Annotated in this window: 22 protein-coding genes; 10 read left to right on the top strand and 12 right to left on the bottom strand. The window is 64.6% G+C overall.

From position 1 onward, the window contains the following. The first annotated feature begins 2 nt into the window (after nt 1-2). Together ACTAQI_RS21570 and ACTAQI_RS21565 are read left to right on the top strand one after the other, a co-directional pair. Nucleotides 3-1,238, top strand: a complete 1,236-nt coding sequence (locus tag ACTAQI_RS21570) for a mechanosensitive ion channel family protein (protein ID WP_457948635.1) — start codon at nt 3-5, stop codon at nt 1,236-1,238. Between the two features lie 56 nt (nt 1,239-1,294). Beyond that, a complete protein-coding gene (locus ACTAQI_RS21565; RefSeq protein WP_457948634.1) occupies nt 1,295-2,047 on the top strand; it encodes an ArsR/SmtB family transcription factor in 753 nt (250 codons plus the stop codon). Between the two features lie 67 nt (nt 2,048-2,114). On the opposite strand, the gene ACTAQI_RS21560 is transcribed toward ACTAQI_RS21565, so the two are convergent. From ACTAQI_RS21560 to ACTAQI_RS21540, 5 genes are all read right to left on the bottom strand, one after another. Further along, on the bottom strand, nt 2,115-3,461 hold the full coding sequence (locus ACTAQI_RS21560) for an alpha-L-fucosidase (protein WP_457948633.1): 1,347 nt from the start codon (nt 3,459-3,461) through the stop codon (nt 2,115-2,117). An 82-nt stretch (nt 3,462-3,543) separates the two neighbouring features. Beyond that, nucleotides 3,544-4,443 (bottom strand): carbohydrate ABC transporter permease, encoded by a 900-nt coding sequence (locus ACTAQI_RS21555; RefSeq protein ID WP_457948631.1) that lies wholly within the window; start codon nt 4,441-4,443, stop codon nt 3,544-3,546. Then, nucleotides 4,433-5,320: a carbohydrate ABC transporter permease gene (locus ACTAQI_RS21550; protein ID WP_457948630.1), complete on the bottom strand. Its 888-nt coding sequence runs from the start codon at nt 5,318-5,320 to the stop codon at nt 4,433-4,435. The genes ACTAQI_RS21555 and ACTAQI_RS21550 overlap by 11 nt, the downstream gene beginning before the upstream one ends. Nucleotides 5,321-5,410: 90 nt before the next feature. Next, nucleotides 5,411-6,667, bottom strand: coding sequence for an ABC transporter substrate-binding protein (locus ACTAQI_RS21545; RefSeq protein ID WP_457948628.1), 1,257 nt, complete (start codon nt 6,665-6,667; stop codon nt 5,411-5,413). A 213-nt stretch (nt 6,668-6,880) separates the two neighbouring features. Further along, complete coding sequence (locus ACTAQI_RS21540; RefSeq protein WP_457948626.1) at nt 6,881-7,624, bottom strand: FadR/GntR family transcriptional regulator; 744 nt, start codon at nt 7,622-7,624, stop codon at nt 6,881-6,883. Nucleotides 7,625-7,807: 183 nt separating this feature from the next. Between ACTAQI_RS21540 and ACTAQI_RS21535 the strand changes: the two genes are divergently transcribed. The 8 genes from ACTAQI_RS21535 (at nt 7,808) to ACTAQI_RS21500 (ending at nt 15,173) form a co-directional block, all read left to right on the top strand. Then, nucleotides 7,808-9,205, top strand: coding sequence for an L-fuconate dehydratase (locus tag ACTAQI_RS21535; RefSeq protein ID WP_457948625.1), 1,398 nt, complete (start codon nt 7,808-7,810; stop codon nt 9,203-9,205). After that, nucleotides 9,202-9,630, top strand: a complete 429-nt coding sequence (locus ACTAQI_RS21530; protein WP_457948624.1) for an RbsD/FucU family protein — start codon at nt 9,202-9,204, stop codon at nt 9,628-9,630. The genes ACTAQI_RS21535 and ACTAQI_RS21530 overlap by 4 nt, the downstream gene beginning before the upstream one ends. A gap of 10 nt (nt 9,631-9,640) precedes the next feature. Next, nucleotides 9,641-10,516 (top strand): amidohydrolase family protein, encoded by an 876-nt coding sequence (locus ACTAQI_RS21525; RefSeq protein ID WP_457948623.1) that lies wholly within the window; start codon nt 9,641-9,643, stop codon nt 10,514-10,516. A gap of 2 nt (nt 10,517-10,518) precedes the next feature. Continuing rightward, nucleotides 10,519-11,490, top strand: a complete 972-nt coding sequence (locus ACTAQI_RS21520) for an aldo/keto reductase (RefSeq protein ID WP_457948621.1) — start codon at nt 10,519-10,521, stop codon at nt 11,488-11,490. Nucleotides 11,491-11,529: 39 nt separating this feature from the next. Continuing rightward, nucleotides 11,530-12,375, top strand: coding sequence for a fumarylacetoacetate hydrolase family protein (locus ACTAQI_RS21515; protein ID WP_457948619.1), 846 nt, complete (start codon nt 11,530-11,532; stop codon nt 12,373-12,375). Nucleotides 12,376-12,401: 26 nt separating this feature from the next. Further along, on the top strand, nt 12,402-13,160 hold the full coding sequence (locus ACTAQI_RS21510; RefSeq protein WP_457948618.1) for an SDR family NAD(P)-dependent oxidoreductase: 759 nt from the start codon (nt 12,402-12,404) through the stop codon (nt 13,158-13,160). Nucleotides 13,161-13,212: 52 nt separating this feature from the next. Continuing rightward, on the top strand, nt 13,213-14,508 hold the full coding sequence (locus ACTAQI_RS21505) for a hemolysin family protein (RefSeq protein WP_457948616.1): 1,296 nt from the start codon (nt 13,213-13,215) through the stop codon (nt 14,506-14,508). Between the two features lie 224 nt (nt 14,509-14,732). After that, nucleotides 14,733-15,173, top strand: coding sequence for a hypothetical protein (locus ACTAQI_RS21500; protein WP_457948615.1), 441 nt, complete (start codon nt 14,733-14,735; stop codon nt 15,171-15,173). Between the two features lie 48 nt (nt 15,174-15,221). Here ACTAQI_RS21500 and ACTAQI_RS21495 read toward each other — a convergent pair whose 3' ends face one another. The 7 genes from ACTAQI_RS21495 to fdhA form a co-directional block, all read right to left on the bottom strand. Further along, nucleotides 15,222-15,965, bottom strand: a complete 744-nt coding sequence (locus ACTAQI_RS21495; RefSeq protein ID WP_457948614.1) for a dienelactone hydrolase family protein — start codon at nt 15,963-15,965, stop codon at nt 15,222-15,224. Nucleotides 15,966-16,009: 44 nt separating this feature from the next. Next, complete coding sequence (locus ACTAQI_RS21490) at nt 16,010-17,371, bottom strand: MFS transporter (RefSeq protein ID WP_457948613.1); 1,362 nt, start codon at nt 17,369-17,371, stop codon at nt 16,010-16,012. 68 nt (nt 17,372-17,439) lie between these two features. After that, entirely contained in the window at nt 17,440-18,375 is a 936-nt protein-coding gene (locus ACTAQI_RS21485) for a serine hydrolase (RefSeq protein ID WP_457948612.1), read from the bottom strand. A gap of 197 nt (nt 18,376-18,572) precedes the next feature. After that, a complete protein-coding gene (locus tag ACTAQI_RS21480; RefSeq protein ID WP_457946093.1) occupies nt 18,573-19,625 on the bottom strand; it encodes an IS3 family transposase in 1,053 nt (350 codons plus the stop codon). After that, nucleotides 19,583-20,038: a hypothetical protein gene (locus tag ACTAQI_RS21475; protein ID WP_457946092.1), complete on the bottom strand. Its 456-nt coding sequence runs from the start codon at nt 20,036-20,038 to the stop codon at nt 19,583-19,585. Before ACTAQI_RS21475 ends, ACTAQI_RS21480 begins: the two co-directional genes overlap by 43 nt. A 126-nt stretch (nt 20,039-20,164) precedes the next feature. Then, nucleotides 20,165-20,518 carry a GNAT family N-acetyltransferase gene (locus tag ACTAQI_RS21470; protein ID WP_457948610.1) on the bottom strand — a complete coding sequence of 118 codons (354 nt, stop codon included), beginning with the start codon at nt 20,516-20,518 and terminating at the stop codon, nt 20,165-20,167. Between the two features lie 114 nt (nt 20,519-20,632). Beyond that, nucleotides 20,633-21,844 carry a formaldehyde dehydrogenase, glutathione-independent gene (fdhA, locus tag ACTAQI_RS21465; protein ID WP_457948609.1) on the bottom strand — a complete coding sequence of 404 codons (1,212 nt, stop codon included), beginning with the start codon at nt 21,842-21,844 and terminating at the stop codon, nt 20,633-20,635. Nucleotides 21,845-21,951: the final 107 nt, after the last annotated feature.

Here is a 21,951-nt window from a genome sequence, read left to right as displayed (position 1 = left end):
AAATGCACGACCTACTTCTTCCCGCCTTGCCCTTCATCGCCATGGCCCTGGCGGTGGTTGCCGGACTCGCCCTGTCCTGGCTGCTCCGCAAGGTGGTCCTTCGCCTGAACCGGAAGCGCCCTGAGCTGCAGGCCACCTCCCGGGTAGCCCGCCAGCCGCTGCGGCTGGCGCTGTGCCTGGTGGGCGTCCGGGCCGCGCTGGGGCTGACGGCCGGGAGCCAAAGCTGGCATGCCGGCGTCGACCATCTCCTGCTGATTGCCATGATCGGCGCGTTCGCATGGCTTGCCATTGCGGTCCTGCTGATCGTGGAGGCCGTGGTCCTGAACCGTCACAGCGTGGACGTGGCTGATAACCGGAGGGCACGGCGGCTGCGGACGCAGATGATCCTGGCCCGCCGGATCGCCGTGGCACTGGTGGTGGTGCTCGCCGTCGGCACGGCCATGCTGACCTTCCCCGCCATCCAGGCGCTGGGGGCCGGGCTGCTGGCGTCCGCGGGTGTGATCTCCATCGTGGCCGGCCTCGCCGCGCAGACGTCCCTGGTGAATGTCTTCGCCGGCATGCAGCTGGCCTTCACTGACGCCATCCGCGTTGACGACGTGGTGGTGGTCCAGAAGGAGTGGGGCCGGATCGAGGAAATTACGCTCACCTATGTGGTGGTGCACCTGTGGGATGACCGCCGGCTGATCCTGCCCTCCACCTACTTCACCACCACCCCCTTTGAGAACTGGACCCGCCGCCAGTCCGAGGTCATGGGCACCGTGGAGTTCGACCTCGACTGGCGCGCCCCCGTGGAGGAGATGCGCACCGAGCTTCGCCGGGCCCTGGCCGATACCGAATTGTGGGATGAGCGCGTTGGCGTCCTGCAGATCACGGATGCCACCGGCGGCTTTGTCCGCGTCCGGATCCTGGTCAGCGCCGCGGACAGCGCCGCGCTTTTCGACCTGCGCTGCCTGGTGCGCGAAACCATGGTCACGTTCCTCCAGCAGAACCATCCGCAGGCCCTGCCGCACCAGCGCTGGGAGCAGGCGGCGGACGACGCCGGCACGGCCACCCGGCGCAGGGCACCACTGCGCGGGCTGGGTTCGCCGGAGGCAGGCGGGCAGCGCCCGCCGGCAGACCCGCACGAATCACAGCTGTTCACCGGTTCCATCGAAGCTGTGGAGCGGTCGCGCGCCTTCACCGGCCCGGGCGATGAGGTGTTCGAGGAGCGCGACCGGAACCTGGCCTCCCGGAACTGATCCAACTTCCGCAAAACCCTTGATATGTGACCATTTAGTCACCTATCATTGCTTCCATGGACGACGTGTTCAAGGCGCTCTCCGACCCCACCCGGCGGGACCTGCTCGATGAGCTGTTCCGCGAGGACGGCCAGACCCTGAGTGCGCTTGAGGCACGGTTCAGCATGAGCCGGTTCGGGATCGCCAAGCACCTCCGCATCCTGGAGGACGCAGGCCTGGTGGTGACCCGGCGTCGCGGGCGGGAAAAGCTGCACTTCCTGAATCCGGTCCCCATCCGCCTGGTCCACGACCGCTGGGTCAGCAAATACGCAGAACCATGGGCCGCTGCCCTCAGCGACCTCAAATCCAGATTGGAAAGTCCCATGGAAAAGATCTTTGAGATTTACATCAAGACCACCCCGGAGAAGCTCTGGGAAGCCATCACTGACAGCGATATGCGCAGCAAGTACCAGTTCGGGAACACCCTCAAGTCCGACTGGGTTCCCGGCGGCCGGTTCGAAATGGGCAACCCCAAAGCCGGTGCGCTGCTGGGCGAGGGCGAAAACCTGGAAGTGGACCCGCCCCGGCGGCTGGTCCAGACCATGCGCGCCCTGTGGGGCGAGGACGTCAAGGCCGAGGGAACGTCCAAGGTCACCTGGGAAATCGAACCGGTGGGCGATTCCTGCCACCTCACGGTCACGCACAGCGACCTGCGCGAGGGCGCCAACGAACAGCTCTACGGCGGCTGGCCGATGATCCTCTCCGGCCTCAAAACCTGGCTGGAGACCGGCGAAAAGCTCACCACGCCCGGCTCGCTGATGTACACATAGGGCTCGTACACGGAAGCCTGCGACGGCGGCGGGTGCTGCCCGCCGCCGTCGCAGGCTCCGGGTGGGGCTACCTGCGCGGAATGCGCACGACGACGGGTCCCGTACGCTCTGCGTCCAGGGTCACCTTCAGTTCCAGGCCGTCAAGATCCACGCTGCCGCCGGGGCCCTCGACCGATGCTCCGGCCGGGGAGAACCCGTCCCCGCTGAGCTTCAGGACGACTTCACGCCCCCCGCTGGGCGAATCGACAAAGGCCACCGCCTCAGAACCACGGTCAACCCAGCGGACCCAGGAATCGCCTTGGCTTACCGCCGTCCCCGCTGCCAGCGGGCGTGCACCTACAAGGTACTGTTTGGCCGTTTCCATCCAGCGCCCCAGATCGGTCAGGGCCTGTCGCTGGATGTCGGGGATGGTGCCGTCCGCCCGCGGTCCCACGTTCAGCAGGAAGCGCCCACCGCGGGATACAACGTCCGTCAGGTGGCGGGCCAACTCCTTGCCGGTCAGCGATTGCTCAGGTCCTTCCACCTGGTTGTAGCCGAAGGAGAACCCGATGCCCCGGCAGTTCTCCCACTCGGATTCGGACTCGTTCTCCCTGGCGGCTTCATACTCGCTGGTGGCGTAATCCTTGTGGGTGGCGCCCCACCGGTCATTCACCACGCCTTCGGGATTTACGGCGTAGAAGTGTTCGAAGAGGCTTCCCAGTCCGTGCTCGCCGAAATGCTTGCCGGCGTCGGGCCATTCAATGTCGTTCCACAGGACGTGCGGGCGGTACTTGTCCACCAGGTCCACCACGTGGTTGTAGGCGTATTCGGCGTAGCCGGCGTCTTTGGGGCGGGAAGTGTCGTGGACGCTTTCGCTGGTGACGTGTGGCGGGAAGGGGCGTACGTGCCAGTCCAGTCCCCCGGAATAGTACAGGCCCAGCTTCATGCCTTTGCCCTTGACGGCTTGTGCAATCTCCCCGATGAGGTCCTTTCCCGGCCCTCGGCGCACAGTGTTCCGCTCCCCTGTTCCCGGAGCATCCCAGAGCGCGATGCCGTCATGGTGCTTCGTGGTGGGCACCACGTAATCTGCACCGGCGAACTTGAACAGCTCCACCCAGTCCGCCGGATCGAACTGTTCTGCTTTCCATTGGTCCAGGAATGCGTCGTAGTCCCCACCTCCGAACACGTCCCGGTGGTGCTGCTGGGCAGGGCTTCCGTCAATGCGGATGGTGTTGTAGTACCACTCCGCGTAAGGGTTGTGGGTAAACCACTCGCGGTCGTCGATGGTGCCCAGGGCGCCGATGGGCTCGGCCCAGGCTGGGACTGAGTAGGCGCCCCAGTGGATGAAGATTCCGAACGGGGCGTTCTGGAACCATTCAGGCACCGGCCTGGACAGCTTTTTCCATTCCTCCGGGTTGGCCAAAGGCTCGGTCATAGTGCACTCCAATTCATTGGATCAGGAATTTCTTGGAAAGGGGAAATGTGGGGTTCAGCTTCCGCCCGGTAATACAGGAGGCTCAGCGCCCTCCGAAGCCGCCCATGCTCACGCCTTTCACGAGCTGGCGCTGCAGGAGGATGACGACGAGCAGGCTGGGAATCACCGCCACGGTAGCCGCGGCCATTAGCGGTCCCCAGTCCGTACCGCGTTCGCCGGAAAACATGGAGAGCCCCAACGGAATGGTCGCCTGCGACACGTCGTTGATGACGATCAGCGGCCACAGGAAACTGCTCCAGTAGTCGATGAAACTGAAGACGGCCACGACGGCCAGTGGCGCGCGGACCAGCGGAAGGATCACGCTCCACAGGATCCTGATTGATCCGGCACCGTCGATACGGGCTGCCTCTTCGAATTCAACCGGCAGGGACAGCAGGAACTGGCGGATCAGGAAGGCACCGAAGGCGCCGAATGCGAACGGGACGATGAGTGCCGGCAGGGAGTTCACCATGTCCAGCTTGTTCATCATGATGTAGAGGGGAATTACCAGGACTTCCTGCGGCAGTACCAGCGTTCCCAGGAAGACGAGGAACAACTTGTCCCGGTGCCTGAACTGCAGCCGGGCGAAAGCATATGCGGACAGCAATGACACGACAGTTGTCAGCACCGCTCCAGTGACGGCCACCAGAAAACTGTTGATAATGACCTGCCCGAATGGGATTGCGGTCCAGGCTGTCAGGTAGTTCGACCACTCCACGCGCGACGCGAGCAGGCTGGCACCGCTGGAGAATATTTCGGAGGTTGGTTTCAGCGACGTGGCGAACATCCAGAAGAACGGGAAGGAGAAGGCAAGGCCGACGAGGACGACGCCGATACGGCTGATGTAGTGGCCCGCCTTCCGTTTCCTCCGGAACGCCGTGGCGTGCCGGCGGTGGGCGAAGCGCTTGTCGACTGCCGGTTGGGCGAGCGTTTCAGTTGTCATAGTTGACCAGCCTCTTTTGCTGCGAGAACTGCAGTGCTGTGATGAGCATGACGATCACGAACAACGCCCAGGCCAGGGCCGAAGCATATCCGAGCTTGTCAAAGGAAAAACCGTTGCGGTAGAGGTAAAGAACGATCGTGTTGGTGGAATCACCAGGGCCGCCGAGCGTCAGCAGGAACGGCTGGGTGAACACCTTGAACGAGCCGATGATGGTCATGACCGTGCAGAAGAAGAGCGACGGCGACATCATCGGCAGCACCACCCGGAAGAACCGTTGCCAGGCTCCTGCCCCGTCGATGCGGGCTGCCTCGAGCAGATTCGGCGAGATGCCGTTGAGCCCGGCACCAAGAACGATGATGTTGTAGCCGATCCCCTGCCAGACTGACATGGCGATCAGCGACCCCATGGCCAACTGGCTGTCGCTAAGCCACGAAGGGCCTTGGATACCAAGGTTGGCCAGGAAGCTGTTGATGACGCCGTCATCAGTCAGCATCAGCCGCCACACCAACGCGTTGGCCACCATGGGCGTCACAACCGGAATGAAGAACAGCACCCGGAAGAACGGGCCCCAACTGCCCAGGTTATGAAGCCAGGTGGCAACAGCCAGGGCCGCGACGAGATTGAACACGGTGTAGCAGACGGCAAAGAAGAGGGTGTTGCCTAGAACCGTCCAGAACACCGGATCACCGGTGAGGAGTCGCGCGTAGTTGTCCAGCCCCACGAATTTGGGTGCCCCGAACAAGGGCCAGTCAAACAGGCTGATCACCAGCGAAGCCACCAGCGGAAGCACAATAAAAATCAGGAACCCGAGCATCCCGGGGGCGAGGTAGACCGCTGCGAGCCGGCCCTGGCCGCCCCTCGCAGGGGTCCTTTTCACGTCTTTTACAGCAAGTGTGGGTAAAGCAGTCATCGTTGACCTGTTCCATGAAGGGGACAGGCTCCGGCGCGGGAGCCCGCCCCCGGGAGATTACTTGGCTGAATTCATGATGGTGGAGAAGAGTTCCTGCGCGGTTTTGCTGCCGCGGAAGCCCTCCCCGGAGTACTGGGTGAAGTTGGTCTCCACCTGGTTCCAGCTTGGCGTGGTGACCAGCGGCCGTCCGCTCTTAAGCAGAGCCTCCACAACCGCGACGTCGGCTGCCGGTTTGGTTCCAGCCCAGTCCTTCACCGCCGACTCAACAGAAGGGACGGTCCCGCGGGCAGCACCAACAGCCCCGATCACCTCGGGGGTGGTGATCTTCATGATGTTCTTGAAGGCTGCCTCCTTATCCTTGCAGGACGCTGCGATGGCAAACGCGGACCCCTGGATCATGCCGATGCTCTCACCCGACGTGGAAGGGACGACGGCGATGCCCACCTTGCCCTGCGTCTTGGTGGTCAGGGTGTCGTACATCCAGGGTCCGTCAATGATCATCGCCGCCTTGCCGCTCATAAACTGCTGCTCCGGCACATCGGTCCCGTCCGATGCCTGCGGTGCATTCGCAACTTTCTCCTTCGCCACCAGGTCGAACGCAAACTGCTGGTCGTTGACGAGGCCCTGGTTGGTGAGGTCAAGCTTTCCATCCTTCACCGGTTCGTTGCCGTTGGCGAAGGCCATGGGAAGTCCCGGGCCCGAGCCGAAACCCGGCGGCACAGCGAGGCCCATCACGCCGTTCTTTGTCAGCGCCTTCAGGTCATCCGCGAACTGGCTGGTGGTGTATTTGGTTGCGGGCTCCTTCACGCCTGCCGAGGCCAGGAGATCCTTGTTGTAGTAGAGGACCACCGGTTCCGCGTCGTAGGGAATCCCACGGAGGGAGCCGTCAACGGTCAGGCCGTCAATCATGGCCTTGTTGTACATGGACACGTCAATGTTGTTGCTCTTGACCATGTCATCCAGCGGCACTGTAAGGTCCTTGAGCTCCTGTGCACGTGCAGCCTGCGTGGTGATGATGCAGGGCGCTCCGGAGCTGGAGAGTCGGGTCTTTACCTTGGTCCAGTAATCGTTGAAGCTCGGGCCTTCGAGGGTCAGGTTGAATGCGGGGTCCTTCTTCTTGGCCGCGTCCACGAAGGCCTGCCACTGGGCCCGGTCGTTTTCATTAGTGATCCAGGTGTACATCGAGGAGGCTTCCTTGCTCTCTCCCGATGAAGAACTCCCGCTTGAGGAACCACATGCGGTAAGGCTTCCTACAGCCAGCGCTGCAACCGCTGCAGCTGTCAGCAGCTTGCCGGTAAGACTGTTAGTCGACACGACGAATGTCCTTTCAATAGCTGGGGACAAAGGTTGCCCGGCGACGTCCTCGTGGCCTGGCCGATGTGATCCCCGCAACCCTTGTTCCCAACAGGATGACTCCCCCCAGTTTGGAAAGTCAAGGAATCATCAGATCTTTTTAGCGCTCACTGCGTCAGAGTTCATCGAAATCCGCATTTTTCCGGAATTGGCCAAGACAAGATCTGACGAATCCTACATCTCGACCTGCTCCTCAAGCTCTGGAGCGGGAATTGTCGTGACGTAGTCCTCCACCGCATACAGGTGATTTGCCATGCGGGTCCTGGCCCTGTCCGCGTCATGCCGCCGCAGCGCCTCGAGGATTCCCAGATGCTCCCGATGCGTGGCCAGAAGGCCCTCGTTGTCATGGATGGACCGCCACATCCGGCCACGGATGGTGTTCGTGGAGACGGTCTCGATCAGTGCCGACAGCACGTGGTTCTTTGAGGCATCAGCAATGAGCCGGTGGAATTCGACGTCACACTGCATGGCGCCGGCATGGTCGATGGGTGAGGCATGAATGGCTTTGTTCGCCCGCTCCAATATGCTTTCGGCCTCGTCAAGCCGCGAACTGTCGATACACACGGCCGCCGCCGCTGCGGCCTCTGTCTCCAGGGCCCGGCGGACGGTATGCACCTGGTTCGCCCGCTCTCCGTCCTGCAGACCCACCCAGAATTCCATGGCGGAGAGCAGTGCCGACGGCTCCAGCCTGGTCACGAAGGTGCCGGCGCCCTGCCTGGTTTCCAGGATGCCCATGGTGGACAGCGCACGCACGCCCTCCCGAAGAGAGCCCCGGGAAACCTGCAGCTCCGCTGCCAGGTCCTTCTCAATGGGCAGCCGGTCGCCGGGCCGAAGCCGGCGGGAGGACAGCATGTGCTTTACGCCTGAAATCACGACGTCGGTCTGGGACATCGCCCCAGCGGGATTGCCGTTGGTCACCGCACCCCACCTTTCCTGGTGCTCCGTCGACTGACACTGCACCATAATTCACTTTCATCAGATGTATCCCTTGGAACGGGACGCTGATTCCTATATTGTCATCAAATACTTCCTGATACATCAGATGACGCTCGCGATGTTGCTGGAGCGCCGTCCTCACAGCCTGAACCTGGAGGGCTTACCATGCCACAAATCACCGGTTTCGACGTTTTCGACGTGCGGTTTCCCACGTCGCTTTCCGCGGACGGCTCAGACGCCATGAATCACGATGCAGACTACTCCGCCGCGTACATCGTGCTGAAAACTGACGATCCGGCCCTTTACGGCTGCGGTTTCACCTTCACCATTGGCCGGGGAAACGAGGTGTGTGCCGCGGCGATGGAGCTGCGCGCCCGCCCCCTCATTGGCCAGGACGCTGACGTCCTCTGCGGCAGCCTTGGGGAGGCCTACCGAGGCCTGAAACGCGATTCCCAACTGCGGTGGCTGGGGCCCGATAAAGGTGTGGAGCACCTTGCCCTCGGCGCCGTGATGAATGCCGTCTGGGATCTGGCCGCCCGCCGCGCAGGAAAGCCGCTCTGGCGTTTCCTCGTGGACATGACGGCGGACCAGATCGTTGACGCTGCCGACCTCAGCTACCTTTCGGATGCCCTCACCCAGGAGGAAGCGCTGGGTATTCTGGATCGCCTCGCCCCGACCCGGGATGAGCGAATCCACCAACTGGCCCGGGACGGCTACCCGTGCTACACCACGTCGGCCGGCTGGCTGGGCTACTCGGACGAGAAGCTGCGGCGACTTTGCCAGGAGGCCGTGGACCAGGGCTACCGCCACATCAAGCTCAAAGTGGGCGCCTCCCTGGAGGACGACATCCGCCGGCTGGGAATCGCCCGCGAGGTCATCGGACCGGAGGGCAACCTCATGATCGACGCGAACCAGGTGTGGGATGTTCCGCAGGCTATCGACTGGGTCAAGCAGCTTGCTGAATTCAATCCCCTGTGGATCGAGGAGCCCACCAGCCCGGATGACATCCTGGGCCACGCCGAGATCCGCAGGGCGGTCCAACCGATCGGGGTGGCCACCGGAGAGCACGGCATGAACCGCGTCCTCTTCAAGCAGCTCTTCCAGGCCGGGGCGATCGACTATTGCCAACTGGACGCGTGCCGGCTCGCCAGCATTAACGAAGTGCTGGCCGTCCAGTTGATGGCGGCCAAGTTCGGCATCCCGGTCTGCCCGCACGCCGGCGGGGTGGGGCTGTGCGAACTCGTCCAGCACCTGTCCATCTTCGACTTCGTTGCCATCTCCGGAGACCTGACCGGAAGGGTGACGGAATTCGTGGACCACCTGCACCAGCACTTTGTGGACCCGTGCATCATCAGGGACGGCGCCTACGTCATGCCGGCGAACCCGGGGTACTCGTCCGAGCTGAAGGAGCAGACACTGCAGGAATATTCCTTTCCCCGTGGGAGCTACTGGGCCGGCACCGATGCCGGCCGGGCGGAACAGGCATGGGGGTCCGCGCACTCTGAACGCGGTGTTGCCTTCGCCCGGGCACAGACCGGGAATGGGGTAGGGGAACAGGCATGATCAACTACACGCTGATCCATCCGGGCCTGCTGGCGGCCCTCGCCGAATCCGGCCACGGCTCGCAGATCCTCCTGGCGGACGCCAACTACCCGCACAATACCGGTGCCCCTGCAGTCGCCCGGCGGATAGCCCTGAATCTGAGGCCTGGCCTGTTGACCATCGACCAGATCCTGGAGGTGCTGATCGACGCCGTTCCGCTCGAAGCCGCCGCGGTCATGACACCTCCGGACGGAAACTGGACAGAGGCAGTCAGAGGCTACGAAAGCGCACTGGGCAGAGGGGTTCCCATCACTTCCCACCAGCGCTTCGACTTTTACGACGCCGCGCGGTCGCCGAATGTCGCCGTCGTCATAGCCAGCGGGGACACCCGGCACTACGCCAACCTGCTGCTGACCATCGGCGTCCGTCCCGACGGAACGGCATGAGGGCCGGCAGGTGACTCAGGTAATTGACTCACACGTCCACGTGTGGGACCCCGCCGTGCTCGGCTACGACTGGTTGAACGGCCTTACCGAACTGAACCGGCCATTTCTACCTCAGGAACTACCGCACACGCCCGGGACGCGGGCCATCTTTGTCCAGGCTGATTGCCGTGATGACCAGGCGTTGAAGGAAGTGGACTGGGTGGCCAGCCTGGGGGCCACTTGGCCGGCGCTGGCGGCGATTGTGGCTTTTGCCCCCATCAGCCGCGGGGACAGTGTGTCCCATGACCTTTCCGGGCTGCTACAGCAGCCCCTGGTCCGCGGGGTACGCCAACTGTTCCAGGACAGGGAGGCCGGTTTCATGCTGGCACCGGAAACACTCGCCGGAGCCCGCCAAGTAGGAAAGGCCGGGTTTAGCTTTGACGCGTGCGTCCGCTCGTCCCAACTTTCGGAACTTGCAGCGTTTGCTGCCCGGGTACCGGAACTGGGCATCGTGCTGGACCACATGGGCAAGCCACCCATCGCAGCCGGCTGCCTCAGCGAATGGAGCACCGCGATGCGTGGCCTGGCCAAGCAGCCGAACGTCGTCGTGAAAATCTCGGGCGCGGGTGCGGAAGCTGACCGGACGCGCCCACTTGCGCCGCAGGCCCTGCCCTTCATTCAGGAAACCCTGAACCTCTTTGGGGCCGGGCGGTGCATGATCGGCAGCGACTGGCCCGTCTCGCTTACCGGCCCGGACGAGTACCAGGACTGGATGAACACAGTGGAGCAGGCGCTGGCCGGAGCACCCACCGGCGAGCGCGAAAGCGTCGCACATGGAACCGCAGTTCGCGTTTACCGCCTCGAGGCAATCCGGGGTTCGGCAAACCCAGAATATGAGAAGGACTAACCATGCAAACAGAAACCCGCACCATCCCCGGCACGGCCGTGCGTTTGCCCGTCCTCGGGTTCGGGGGCGCCCCCATCGGCAACCTGTACCGGCAAGTGCCGGAGCAGGAGGCGCTCGACGCCGTCGAAGCAGCCTGGGAGGGCGGCGTCCGGTACTTCGACACAGCGCCGCACTACGGGCTGGGACTCTCGGAACGCCGCCTTGGAAGAGCCCTCACCGGCAAGGACCGCAACAGCTACGTGCTCAGCACCAAGGTGGGACGTCTGCTGCGACCCAATCCATCCCCGAGCGGGAAGGACAACGAGGGGTTCGACGTCCCAGATGATCTGACCCGCGTCCGTGACTACTCCCGCGACGGAGTGCTGCGCTCCATCGAGGAAAGCCTCCAGCGGCTCGGGACTGACCGGATCGACGTCGTCTACATCCATGACCCGGACGACTACTGGACCGAAGCCATCAACGGTGCCGTGCCCGCCCTGTCTGCCCTGAGGGACGAGGGCGTCATCGGCGCCTGGGGCGCGGGCATGAACCAATCCGAAATGCTTGCCCGTTTCGTCGCCGAAACGGACATCGATGTGATCATGCTGGCCGGCCGGTACACGCTGCTCGAGCAGGGAGCGGCACAGGAGCTGCTGCCGGCGTGCCTGGAGCGGGAAGTGGGAGTGGTCAACGTCGGGGTCTTCAACTCCGGGCTGCTCTCCAAAGACCGTCCGGCCCGCGATGCCACCTACAACTACCAGCCCGCCCCCCAGGAGCTTCTGGACCGGGCAAACCTGCTCGCGGACATCTGCGAATCCCATGGAACTACCCTCCCGGCCGCCGCTTTGAACTACCCGTACCAGCACCCCGCCGTGACAAGCGTGGTGCTGGGCATGCGGACACCGGAGCAGGCGAAGCAAAACCTCGATCTTGCATCGCAGGCAGTCCCGGACCAGCTGTGGGCTGACCTGCGCCACCGCGGCCTCATCACTTAACCTCCAAACCAACAACACCCAATTAACGAAAGAAGGACCATGCAGTTTGCACGCATCGGCGAACCGGGCAAGGAAGTACCCGCTGTCCTGCACCACGGGAAGTACTACTCCCTTGAACAGGTCACTGCGGACATCGATGCCGGCTTCTGGGAATCCGACGGGCTGGGGCGCGCAGCGGCGGCGCTTGCTTCTGGGGAACTGGCAGAGATTGAAGTTGATGCTGCCCGGATCGGCGCCCCGATCGCCAGGCCGTCATCGGTCATCTGCGTGGGCATGAACTATGCTGCGCACGCGGCGGAGTCAGGGTCCGCTCCCCCATCAGTGCCCATCATCTTCCACAAGGCCCCGAACACCGTGGCCGGCCCGTTCGATGCAGTAGCGATTCCCCGCGGGTCCACCAAGACGGACTGGGAGGTTGAGCTGGGCGTGGTCATTGGACGGCGGGCTTCCTACCTGGAATCCCCGGAACAGGCGCGCGACCACATCGCCGGCTATGTCACCGTCAATGACCTCTCCGAGCGCACATTCCAGCTGGAGGTATCCGGCGGCCAGTGGTCCAAGGGAAAGAGCTGCGCCGGATTCTGCCCAACCGGCCCGTACCTGGCCACCCCCGATGAGGTGGATGCCGGCGACCTGCAGTTGCGCAGCTGGGTGAACGGTGAACTCCGCCAGGATTCCTCCACCCGCGACCTGATTTTCGGGGTGGAGCAGGTGATCTACGACCTCAGCCAGTTCCTGGTCCTGGAGCCGGGTGACCTGATCTGCACCGGCACCCCGGAGGGAGTAGCCCTGTCCGGGCGCTTCCCCTACCTGAAGGCCGGGGACGTCGTCGAAATTGAAGTGGCGGGACTCGGCCGCCAGCGCCAGGAATTCTTCCAGGGCTAGCCAGCCCACCATGAAAGGACCAGACAATGGAGTTTGCGGGACTCAAGGCAATCGTCACCGGGGGAGCCTCCGGGATAGGGGCTGCAACGGCCCAGCTGCTGCAGGAGCGCGGCGCCGCCGTCGCTGTTCTTGACCTCCGCCCCGAACAGGCGCCGGAGGGGGTTACGGCAATCCAATGCGACGTCTCCGACGACGGGTCTGTCCGCCGGGCCGTACAGGAGGCAGCGGAGCGCCTGGGCGGAATCGACATCCTGGCCAACAATGCCGGTGTGGGTGCGCAGGGCACCATTGAATCCAACGACGACGACGAGTGGCACCGAGTGTTCGATATCAATGTGCTGGGGATGGTCCGCGTTTCAAGGGCCGCCCTGCCATACTTGCGCCGGTCCGCCCACGCGGCCATCGTCAACACCTGCTCCGTCGCGGCCACCGCAGGGATTCCGCAGCGGGCCCTGTACAGCGCCACCAAGGGCGCCGTGCTGTCACTCACCCTGGCCATGGCTGCCGACCACCTCCAGGAAGGGATCAGGGTCAACTGCGTAAACCCGGGCACCGCTGACACTCCGTGGATCGGCCGGCTGCTGTCCACGGCGGCAGACCCCCAGGCCGAGCGTGCCGCGCTCGAGGCCCGCCAGCCGCACGGTCGGCTCGTATGCCCGGAGGAGGTCGCTGCAGCCGTCACCTACCTGGCCAGCCCGCTCGCCGGCTCCACGACGGGTGTGGACCTGGCTGTTGACGGTGGTATGCAGGCACTGCGGCTGCGGCCCCGCGCTGTGGCCTCCTGACGCCGAGGCCCAGGCAGGCGCCAACCGGTCCGCGGCTGGGTAAGGTCATGTCATGGACAGCGGCGCCCTGGTCAATATCGCGTTGGTACTCGGTTTCGTGCTGCTGGGCGGGGTGTTCGCCGCGGCGGAGATGGCCCTGGTGTCCCTGCGCGAGAGCCAGCTGCGCCGCATCGAGAAGTCCGGCGACACCGGAGCCCGGACCGCCGCCCTGGCACGCAACCCCAACCGGTTCCTCTCGACGGTCCAGATTGGGGTGACCCTGTCCGGGTTCTTCTCGGCAGCCTATGGCGCCTCGGCGATCGCGCCCGACGTCGTTCCCCTCCTCAAAGCCCTTGGGCTGGGTGCTGCGGCCGGGCCGGTGTCCTTCATCGGCATGACCCTGCTGGTGGCCTATCTGTCCCTGGTCCTGGGCGAGCTCGCCCCCAAGAGGCTGGCGCTGCAACGGCCCGTCGCGTTCACCAAGGTGCTGGCCACGCCGTTGATCGGCCTCTCCGGAGTCATGCGGCCCGTCATCTGGCTCCTGTCCGTTTCCACCGATGCCGTGGTCAGGCTCCTTGGCGGCGACCCGCACGCCAAGCGGGAGGGCATCAGTTCCGAAGAGCTCTGGGACATGGTGGCGGAGAGCGAACTCCTCGAAGAGAGCAGCCGGCACATCGTGGCCGATGTGTTCGGCGCCGGGGACCGGACGCTGCAGGAAGTGATGCGTCCCCGTACGGAGGTGACATTCATCGACGGCGCCATGAGCGTTGCCGACGCCCGCAGGATGGTCAGGGACGGCCCGTATTCGCGGTTCCCGGTGATCGGGACGAGCCCGGATGACGTCCTGGGCTTCGTCCACATCCGCGACCTCATGCCCCGTGACGAGGTGCAGGACCAGTCGCCGGTGCGTGACCTTGCCAGGGAAATCCTTCCGCTGCCCGGGACCAACCGGGTGCTGCCGTCGCTCTCCCGGATGCGCAAGACGAACCAGCACATCGCCTTGGTGGTGGACGAGTACGGCGGAACAGACGGCGTGGTCACACTTGAAGACCTCGTGGAGGAACTGGTGGGCGAGATCTATGACGAGTACGACACCGGCGCTGAGCACGAGGACCGGATCAGCATGGCCAACGGAGCCATCGACGTGGACGGGGGCCTGATCCTGCAGGAGTTCAGGGCCGCCTCCGGAATCGCCCTCCCGGAGGGGCACTACGAGACGGTGGCCGGGTTCATGATGGACCGCTTGGGGCGCCTGGCCAAGGAGGGTGACCGGGTGCGGATCCCGGGATACGTCCTGACGGTCCTGGGCATGGACAGGCTCCGGATTGCCCGCGTCCGGGTCACACCGGTCACCGGCCCGGCAGGCTGACTGGCTAAGGCTGAAAGGCGCGACGGCGGCACGCAGGCTCCGCTCCTAAGCCGCCACGCGCCCCGTCCGGGGACCAATGGCCCCACGGGCAGGGCCTGGTACCGGTCACAGTTAAAGAGCGGCTGGCCTAAACGGCCAGAAGGGGCTGGAGCCCGTATCCGCTTCCTATCCACGGGGCACACGGGCACGGTGCTCCCAAACCCCGGCAGACAGGACACACCACAATGTTCACGAAACGCACCACCCTCATCGGCGCCACCCTGGCGCTTGCTGCTGCGGCCCTCGCGGCACCCGCACAGGCCGCAAGCAGCAGCGGCGCAGACGTCACCAAATTTAACGAATGTACGGCCTACAGCGAGGTCCAGACCTGCCGTACGGGTATAGCGGTCAGCCACCAGGTTTCTACCCCCAGCGGCATCCAGTCCACCTCGTCCTCCGGCAACTACACGGACACCTTGACCGCCACGAACGGCGGAACTGTCTTGAACACCATCCAGACCCAGACGCACACGCACACACTCATGCGGAACGGGCAGCTCATCGAGATCGGCCAGCATTACCGGGAGCAAACCACGGACAGCACCCGGCAGTGCTGGGAACGGGAGGATTCCCACCAGGTGCGGAACTCCGTCCAATATGACCGCGAGGCGCACTATTGCCCGTGACGCGGGCTGGGCGCCCCAATGCCGGGACGCCCAAAGCGGCCGCTGGTCCTAGGCCGTCAGGCTGCGCTCCAGGAATGCGAGCGTGCGGGTCCACGAATCGGCGGCTGCTTCCGCGTCATAGGTGTACCTGTTGGTGTCGTTGAAGAACGCGTGGCCGGTGCCCGGATACACCACAGCTTCGAAGTCCACACCGGCTGCCCGCATCCGTGACTTCAGTCCGGGCAACTCCTCCATGAGGGCTTCGTCCTGCTCCCCGTAGAACGCCAGGACGGGGCAGTTGATGGCGCGCAGCTCTGCGTCCCGGAACTCGGCGTGGCCATAGAACGGAACCGCGGCGCGCAGCCGGGGCTCGGCAGCGGCCAAGGAGAAGGTGTAGGTCCCGCCCAGGCAGAAGCCGGTTGCGGCCACCCGGCCGGCCAGTCCGGGCATGCCTTCCAGGTGGTCGAAGCACGCGCGAAGGGCGGCGACGGCATGCTTGGCGTATTCCGGCGCGCGCATCGGCGCCATATGCTTCCGCAACCGCGGCTGGGCGTTGCTGCGCTGTTCGGGATCGAACGCCGCCTCCTGCAGCTCTCCGGTGAGGTCGGCCGTACCCCCGGCTCCGGACAGCAGGTCCGGGGCGACCGCGAGATAGCCTTCCGCCGCAAAGCGGTCTGCCACATCCTTCGTGTGGTCCACCAGCCCCCACACTTCATGGACCACCACCAGCCCGCCAACGGGCGTCCCGGCAGGTTCGCTGACGTAGGCATGCACCGACGTAGCGGCGTTACCCAGAGCCATCATGTTTCCCATGGGGCCAGCATGGCACGCTCCCCCGGGACCTTCCAGAGGCGGGGCTACGCCTTTTGCTGCCGCCAAAATAGTGAAATCCCGAACGTCACAGCGCAGAGGACCAGCATGGCCAGGACCATCCGCATCCAACTGTCCTGGTGCACGCCGCCGGACGCAAAAACCCCGATCATCACGGTGGCAGTAATCGCGCCCACGTAACGGCAGGTCTGGTAGATACCGGCTGCGACGCCGCGGTCCTGCGGCCGGGTGGAGACGAACATGCCTTGGTTGGAGGCGATGCTCACGGTCCCGTAAGGGATGCCCATGAGGGCTGTCAGGACCACCACGAAGGGGATGGCCAGCGTGCCTGTCAGCAGCCACATGAGGGCCGCCACCACCGTCAAAAGGACGACGCCGGCAAGCAGCACCCGCCGGACACCGAACCTTCCCATCGCGGAGACTGCCCACGGCGTGGCTACCACGGACATGCCGGCCAGCGGCAGCATCAGCAGGCCCACCACGCCGGGCCCGTAGCCGCCGGCTTCCTGCAGCAGCTGCGGGAGGCCAAAGAAGACAAAGTAGTAGACGCTGCTGAACACGGCGAAGGCCAGGTACACCAGCATCAGCGGCCTGTTCCGGCCCAGCAGCCGCAGGTCCAGGAAGGGCTTGGCGAACCGCAGCTCCCGCCACGCGAACAGCGCCGCGGTCACGGTTCCACCGGCCAGCATCAGCCAGCGGTAGTCCGGCGCCACGTTCAGCGCCGCCATCATGACCAGCAGGAGGGCGCCGATGAACCCGGCAATGCCCGGGAGGTCGGAGTCCCGTACCAGCTCCGCAACTCTGCCGCGCTCCCGGGCCGGGTCCGGCGGCGCGGCTTTCCGCACGATCAGCAGCGCCGCCAGTGCCAGGGGAACGTTGATCAGGAACAGCGACTCCCAGCCCACGAATCCCACCAGCAGTCCGCCGACGACGGGACCCACCGCAGCCGCGGAGGTATTGGCCATCTGCAGCCGGCCCAGGGGACGCGCCGAATCAACCTTCGCCTGGTGCGCGAGTGCACCCACCATCACCACCGCGCTGGGATACGCGGTGGCTGTGCCCAGCGCCATGACGGCCCTTGCGACGCAGAGCAGCGCGAAGTTCGGGGCCAGCGGGGCCAGGGCGCAGGTGATGGCTACCAGCCCCATGCCCAGCATGAACATCCGCCGCGGTCCGAACCGGTCGGCCAGCCTGCCCATGACCGGCTGCCCGGCTGCCGAGGCCAGGTAGAAGGACGTGACCACCCAGGTGACAGCCGCGACGTCGAGCCCAAAGTCGGCGCGCAGCACCACCAAGGCCACGGCGATCATGGAAGAGTTCAGCGGGTTCAGTGCCGTGCCCAGGCTGAGGCCGGCGACGGCCAGGGCAGTCCGGGGGTTGTTGCTCACGGTAACAGTTTGGCCTAAAGGGGCGGCCGGGGACGACTTGGCGGACTGCCAGCGTAGTGTGGCGTGCGCTACTTGGCTGTGAGTCCCACCGGGAACAGTGCGTCCTCGACGGCCCGGGTGAGGTCCCGGATCACCTCGGCCTGCCCGTCATCCGGCACGCCCTCGGGGTTCTCCGTGTAGATCACCAGCGCGAACGTCGATCCGCGGTAGCTCAGGAGCGCGGCGTCGTGCAGTTCGCCGGAAACTTCCCCGTACTTGTGGTGCACGTCCACACCAGCCCTCGAACCCGCAGGGATGAGATCCTCGTTGTTGGTGTCCTGCATGTAGCCCAGCAGCTGCGCGGTGTTGTCCTTGTTCAGGAGCTCCCCCGCGTACAGCTTCTTCAGGATCAGGGCCATGTCCGCCGCGGTCAGGAGGTTTTGTTCGGGGTCGTAGGTGACCCCGATGGAGTCCGCGTAGGCGATCAGACGGGGGTAGCCCACGGCGTCCATGAGCAGCAGCCAGGAATCGTTGTTGCTGTCGTTGACCATGGCTTTGAGCTGGAAAGCTGCGTCGTAGTCGCCCATGGGATCGTCCAGGCTCGCCTGCCCGTTTTCCACCAGGTGGTAGTAGGCGGCTGCGGTCAGGACCTTCGCCGTGCTGGCCGCAGTGAACGTGTTTTCGTCGCCGAACGTCCGTTCCGCGCCGCCGGACACGTCGGCGAGCGCCAGCCCGATCCGGTATTCGTCCGCTTCGCTGAGGATGTTGTCCACGCTGTCCTGCAACGACGCCGGGGCTGCCGCCACAGGTGCCGCCGGCACCGCGGGCTGGGTGGGAACTACTGCGCCCGACGGCGGCTCGGACCGGACCACGGCCAGGGTGATGGTGCCGACAATGACCAGCACTACAGCAAGGGCCAGGATCAGCAGCCGCCTGTTGCCCCGCCTCTTGCTGGAAGAGGGCTTGCCCGGTGCCGGCGGCGGCGCGGCGCGGCCTGGTTTAGGCACCACGGGGTGCACGGACATACAAGGGCTCCTGTCCCGCCTCGGCAATCACAAACAACGTCAGCGCGGCGTTGAGCCGCGCTGACAGATGCTGATTAAATCACCGGAGGTTGGGAGCTTCCTGAAGGCTTGCCGGGTATTCCGCAGGGCCGTCCCGCCGACACGCAAAACCATTAGCGACGCGCGACTTCCATTGCGCAGCCCGAATCCGGAATAAATCAAGCTGTCTGTGACAGTTTGGGTGTTTGGTTGGGTTGGTTGATCCAGGCTTCCCCGGGCGGTGCCGGAGTGACCGGGGGGCTGCGGAAGCGTTCGGGGTGTCGGCGGTAGTAGGCCTCGTGGGCGTGTTGGCGGTGGTTCCGGATGTCTGCTGCGCTGCCATCGTGCACTGAAGTGGGTGTGAACCAGTTCAGGCCACTGTGCAGGTGGTTGTTGTTGTAGTCATCGAAGAACCAGCGCGCAAAGTCTCTAGCTTGTTTGAGCGATTCGAAGCGCTCGGGGAATTCGAGTGAGTACTTCACGGTCTTGAAGAGGGATTCGATGTAGGGGTTGTCGTTGGAGACTCTCGGGCGGGAATGCGAGGGACGGATCCCCAAGGTGCGCAGCAGTTCCCATGTCCGGGCGGACCTCATGGGTCCTCCGTTGTCCGCGTGGAGCACTTTCGGGGCTGTCCTGGCAGCCAGGACTGCGCTGCGGATGAGGTCCTGGGCGAGTGCTGTGTCCTCGACCTGCTCGACTCGGTGGCCCATGACTTTCCGCGAGAAGACGTCAATGATGGTGTAGAGCTTGAGGTGTTGTCTGCCGGGCCCACGAAGCATCGTGATGTCCCAGGACCATAGCTGATTCGGCGCTGTGGCTTGGAGGACTGGTTTCGCGCGGGAGGTTGTTGCGGCGCCAGCGGATCTTCGGCGGCGTCGGTCCCCGTTCTGGCCATGCCGACGGACGATCCGGTGGGCAGATGCCATCGAGCAATAGATGTCCCCGGCATCAGCCATCCTCCTCACGGCTTGTGTGACGGAGAGCCCGGAATACTCCTCGTTGTTAATGGTTTGGAGCAGTTTCTCTTCGTCCTCGGGGCTGATCCTGTTCGGATAGGACCGGTCACGGTGTGCAACGACAACACCGGGGCGTTTGGTGCCTCTGCGATACCGGTACCAGGTCTCGTGGGAGAGCCCCAGCAGGCTGCAGGCCCTGCGGACTCCGTAGCCGACACCACTCAACGCGGTGATCACTCCGAGGAGGACGTCCCGTCGACGGGCTTCTTCAGCCACTCTGGCCGGCCTGGTTCCGGTTCGTCCAAGTGGGGATCTGTTGCTGCCGCGCTCCGGGCCATAGCGTCCAGGAGCGCGGCAGCTTTTCCCAGGATCTCCACCGCGGCCTCCGACTTCTCCAGCTTTTGCTTCAGCCGCTCGTTCTCTGTCCGAAGGTGTTTGAGTTCATCCCTGTCACGCGCTGTCATCCATGCCTTCCCCTCACCTGTCCCGGGTTGAACCCCCGGCGGCAGGAGCCGCCCTTCATCCCGGGCAGCAAGCCAATCACGGAAGGTCGCGGAGTGCACCTGAACCCGGCGGCAAAACTCGGACTTGGAACCCCAGTCCACGCACTTGTCGTATTCCAGCAACAAATCCCACTTCTGCTGGGCCGAGAACCGATGAAACTTTGTGGGACGAGTCGGAATTTCCATGGGCGTTCCTTCCCCGCCCCGAAGTGTCACACAACAGGCTGACACACAGGGAATCCTGGTAGCGGGCCGTAACCCGCGCGTCGGGAATCAATGTGCGCGTCGGGAACCCACTTTGCGCGTCGAAAGCTAGCCGCGGGTGCGGGCGGCGATCGCGGTCTCCAGGAATTCCAGGTGGGCCGGTGCAACGGCCACCACGCTGCCCATGTATTCCGGGTGTTTGGCCAGGAATTTCTTGATGAACGGGCACACCGGGACGATGCCGATGCCGGCCTCCACTGTGCTGTCCAGGGCAGTGGTGGCGAGGCGGCCGGCCAGGCCCTGCCCGCCGTATTCCTCGTTGATCACGGTGTGGTAGAAAATCCGCTGCGGCGACTCCCCGCCGTCGTAATCCTTGTACGCCGCCTTGCCGATCACGTTGCCGGCGTCGAGGATCTCGAAGCGTTCTCGCCCAGGGGTGTGGCGGACGGTGATGTCGCTCAAGGGAAACTCCTTCAGTTGCGGGTTGGTGCTGACCGTGCAAAGCCTAACCCGGCCCGGGCAGCACTTATTTCCGCAAGCAAGAGATCCTTGGCGACATCCCCGCCCACCGCCGCGTCAGCTCAAGTAGCCGTTCGGGTTGAGGACGTACTTAGTGGCTGCGCCGGCGTCGAACTCCGCGTAGCCCTTCGGTGCCTCCTCCAGCGGGATGGCCTTGGCGTTGACGTTCTTGGCGATGCTGACCTTGTCGTTGAGGATGGCCATCATCAGCTGGCGGTTGTACTTCATCACCGGGCACTGGCCGGTGGTGAAGCTCAGCGACTTTGCCCAGCCGGTGCCGAGGCTCAGGGACAGGGCACCCTTCTTGGCGGCCTCGTCAATGCCGCCCGGGTCGCCGGTGACATAAAGGCCGGGGATGCCAAGCGCTCCGCCGGCGGCCGTCAGCTCCATGAGGGAGTTCAGGACCGTCGCCGGTGCCTCCTTGGCGTCGTGGCCGTGGCCCTTCGCCTCGAACCCTACGGCGTCGACGCCGCAGTCCACCTCCGGGACGCCGAGGATCTGCTCGATCTGGTCCTTCGGCTCACCCTTGGTCAGGTCCACGGTCTCACAGCCAAAGCTGCGCGCCCGGGCCAGCCGGTCTTCGTTCATGTCGCCCACAATCACGACGGCGGCCCCCAGCAGGTGCGCGCTGGTGGCCGCTGCGAGGCCCACCGGACCGGCCCCGGCAATGTACACGGTGGAGCCCACGCCCACACCTGCCGATACTGCACCGTGGAACCCTGTGGGGAAGATGTCCGAGAGCATGGCCAGGTCCATGATTTTCTCCATGGCCCGGTCCTTGTCCGGGAACTTCAACAGGTTCCAGTCCGCGTACGGAACCAGCACGTAGTTGGCCTGGCCGCCAACCCAGCCGCCCATGTCCACGTATCCGTACGCGGCGCCGGGGCGGGCGGGGTTCACATTCAGGCAGATGCCGGTCTTGCGCTCCTTGCAGTTCCGGCAGCGGCCGCAGGCGATGTTGAAGGGGACCGAGCAGAGGTCGCCCACCTTGATGAACTCGACGTCGCGGCCCACCTCCACCACTTCGCCGGTGATCTCGTGGCCCAGCACCAGGTTGGGCGGAGCCGTGGTGCGGCCGCGGACCATGTGCTGGTCCGAGCCGCAAATGTTGGTGGCCACCGTCTTGAGGATGACCCCATGGTTGACCGGGCGCCCTACGTTGGCGGGGTTGACCCCTGGCCCGTCCTTAAGCTCGAACGTTGGATAATCAATGTCAATTACTTCGACCTTGCCGGCTTCCTTGTAGGCAACGGCTTTGTTCCCTGTCATCTATCGCTCCTGTAGTCAGGCGTCCGGTGGGACGGCCGTGATCTGGGTAGGTGGGACATCCCGAATGGGCAACAGCCCTGGCCGATTGGTGCGTCCTGATGTTTGGC

The organism is Pseudarthrobacter sp. alpha12b, from assembly GCF_054130495.1.
The sequence above is the reverse complement of the archived record's forward strand: the minus strand, read 5'-3'. Positions and strand labels throughout refer to the sequence as shown.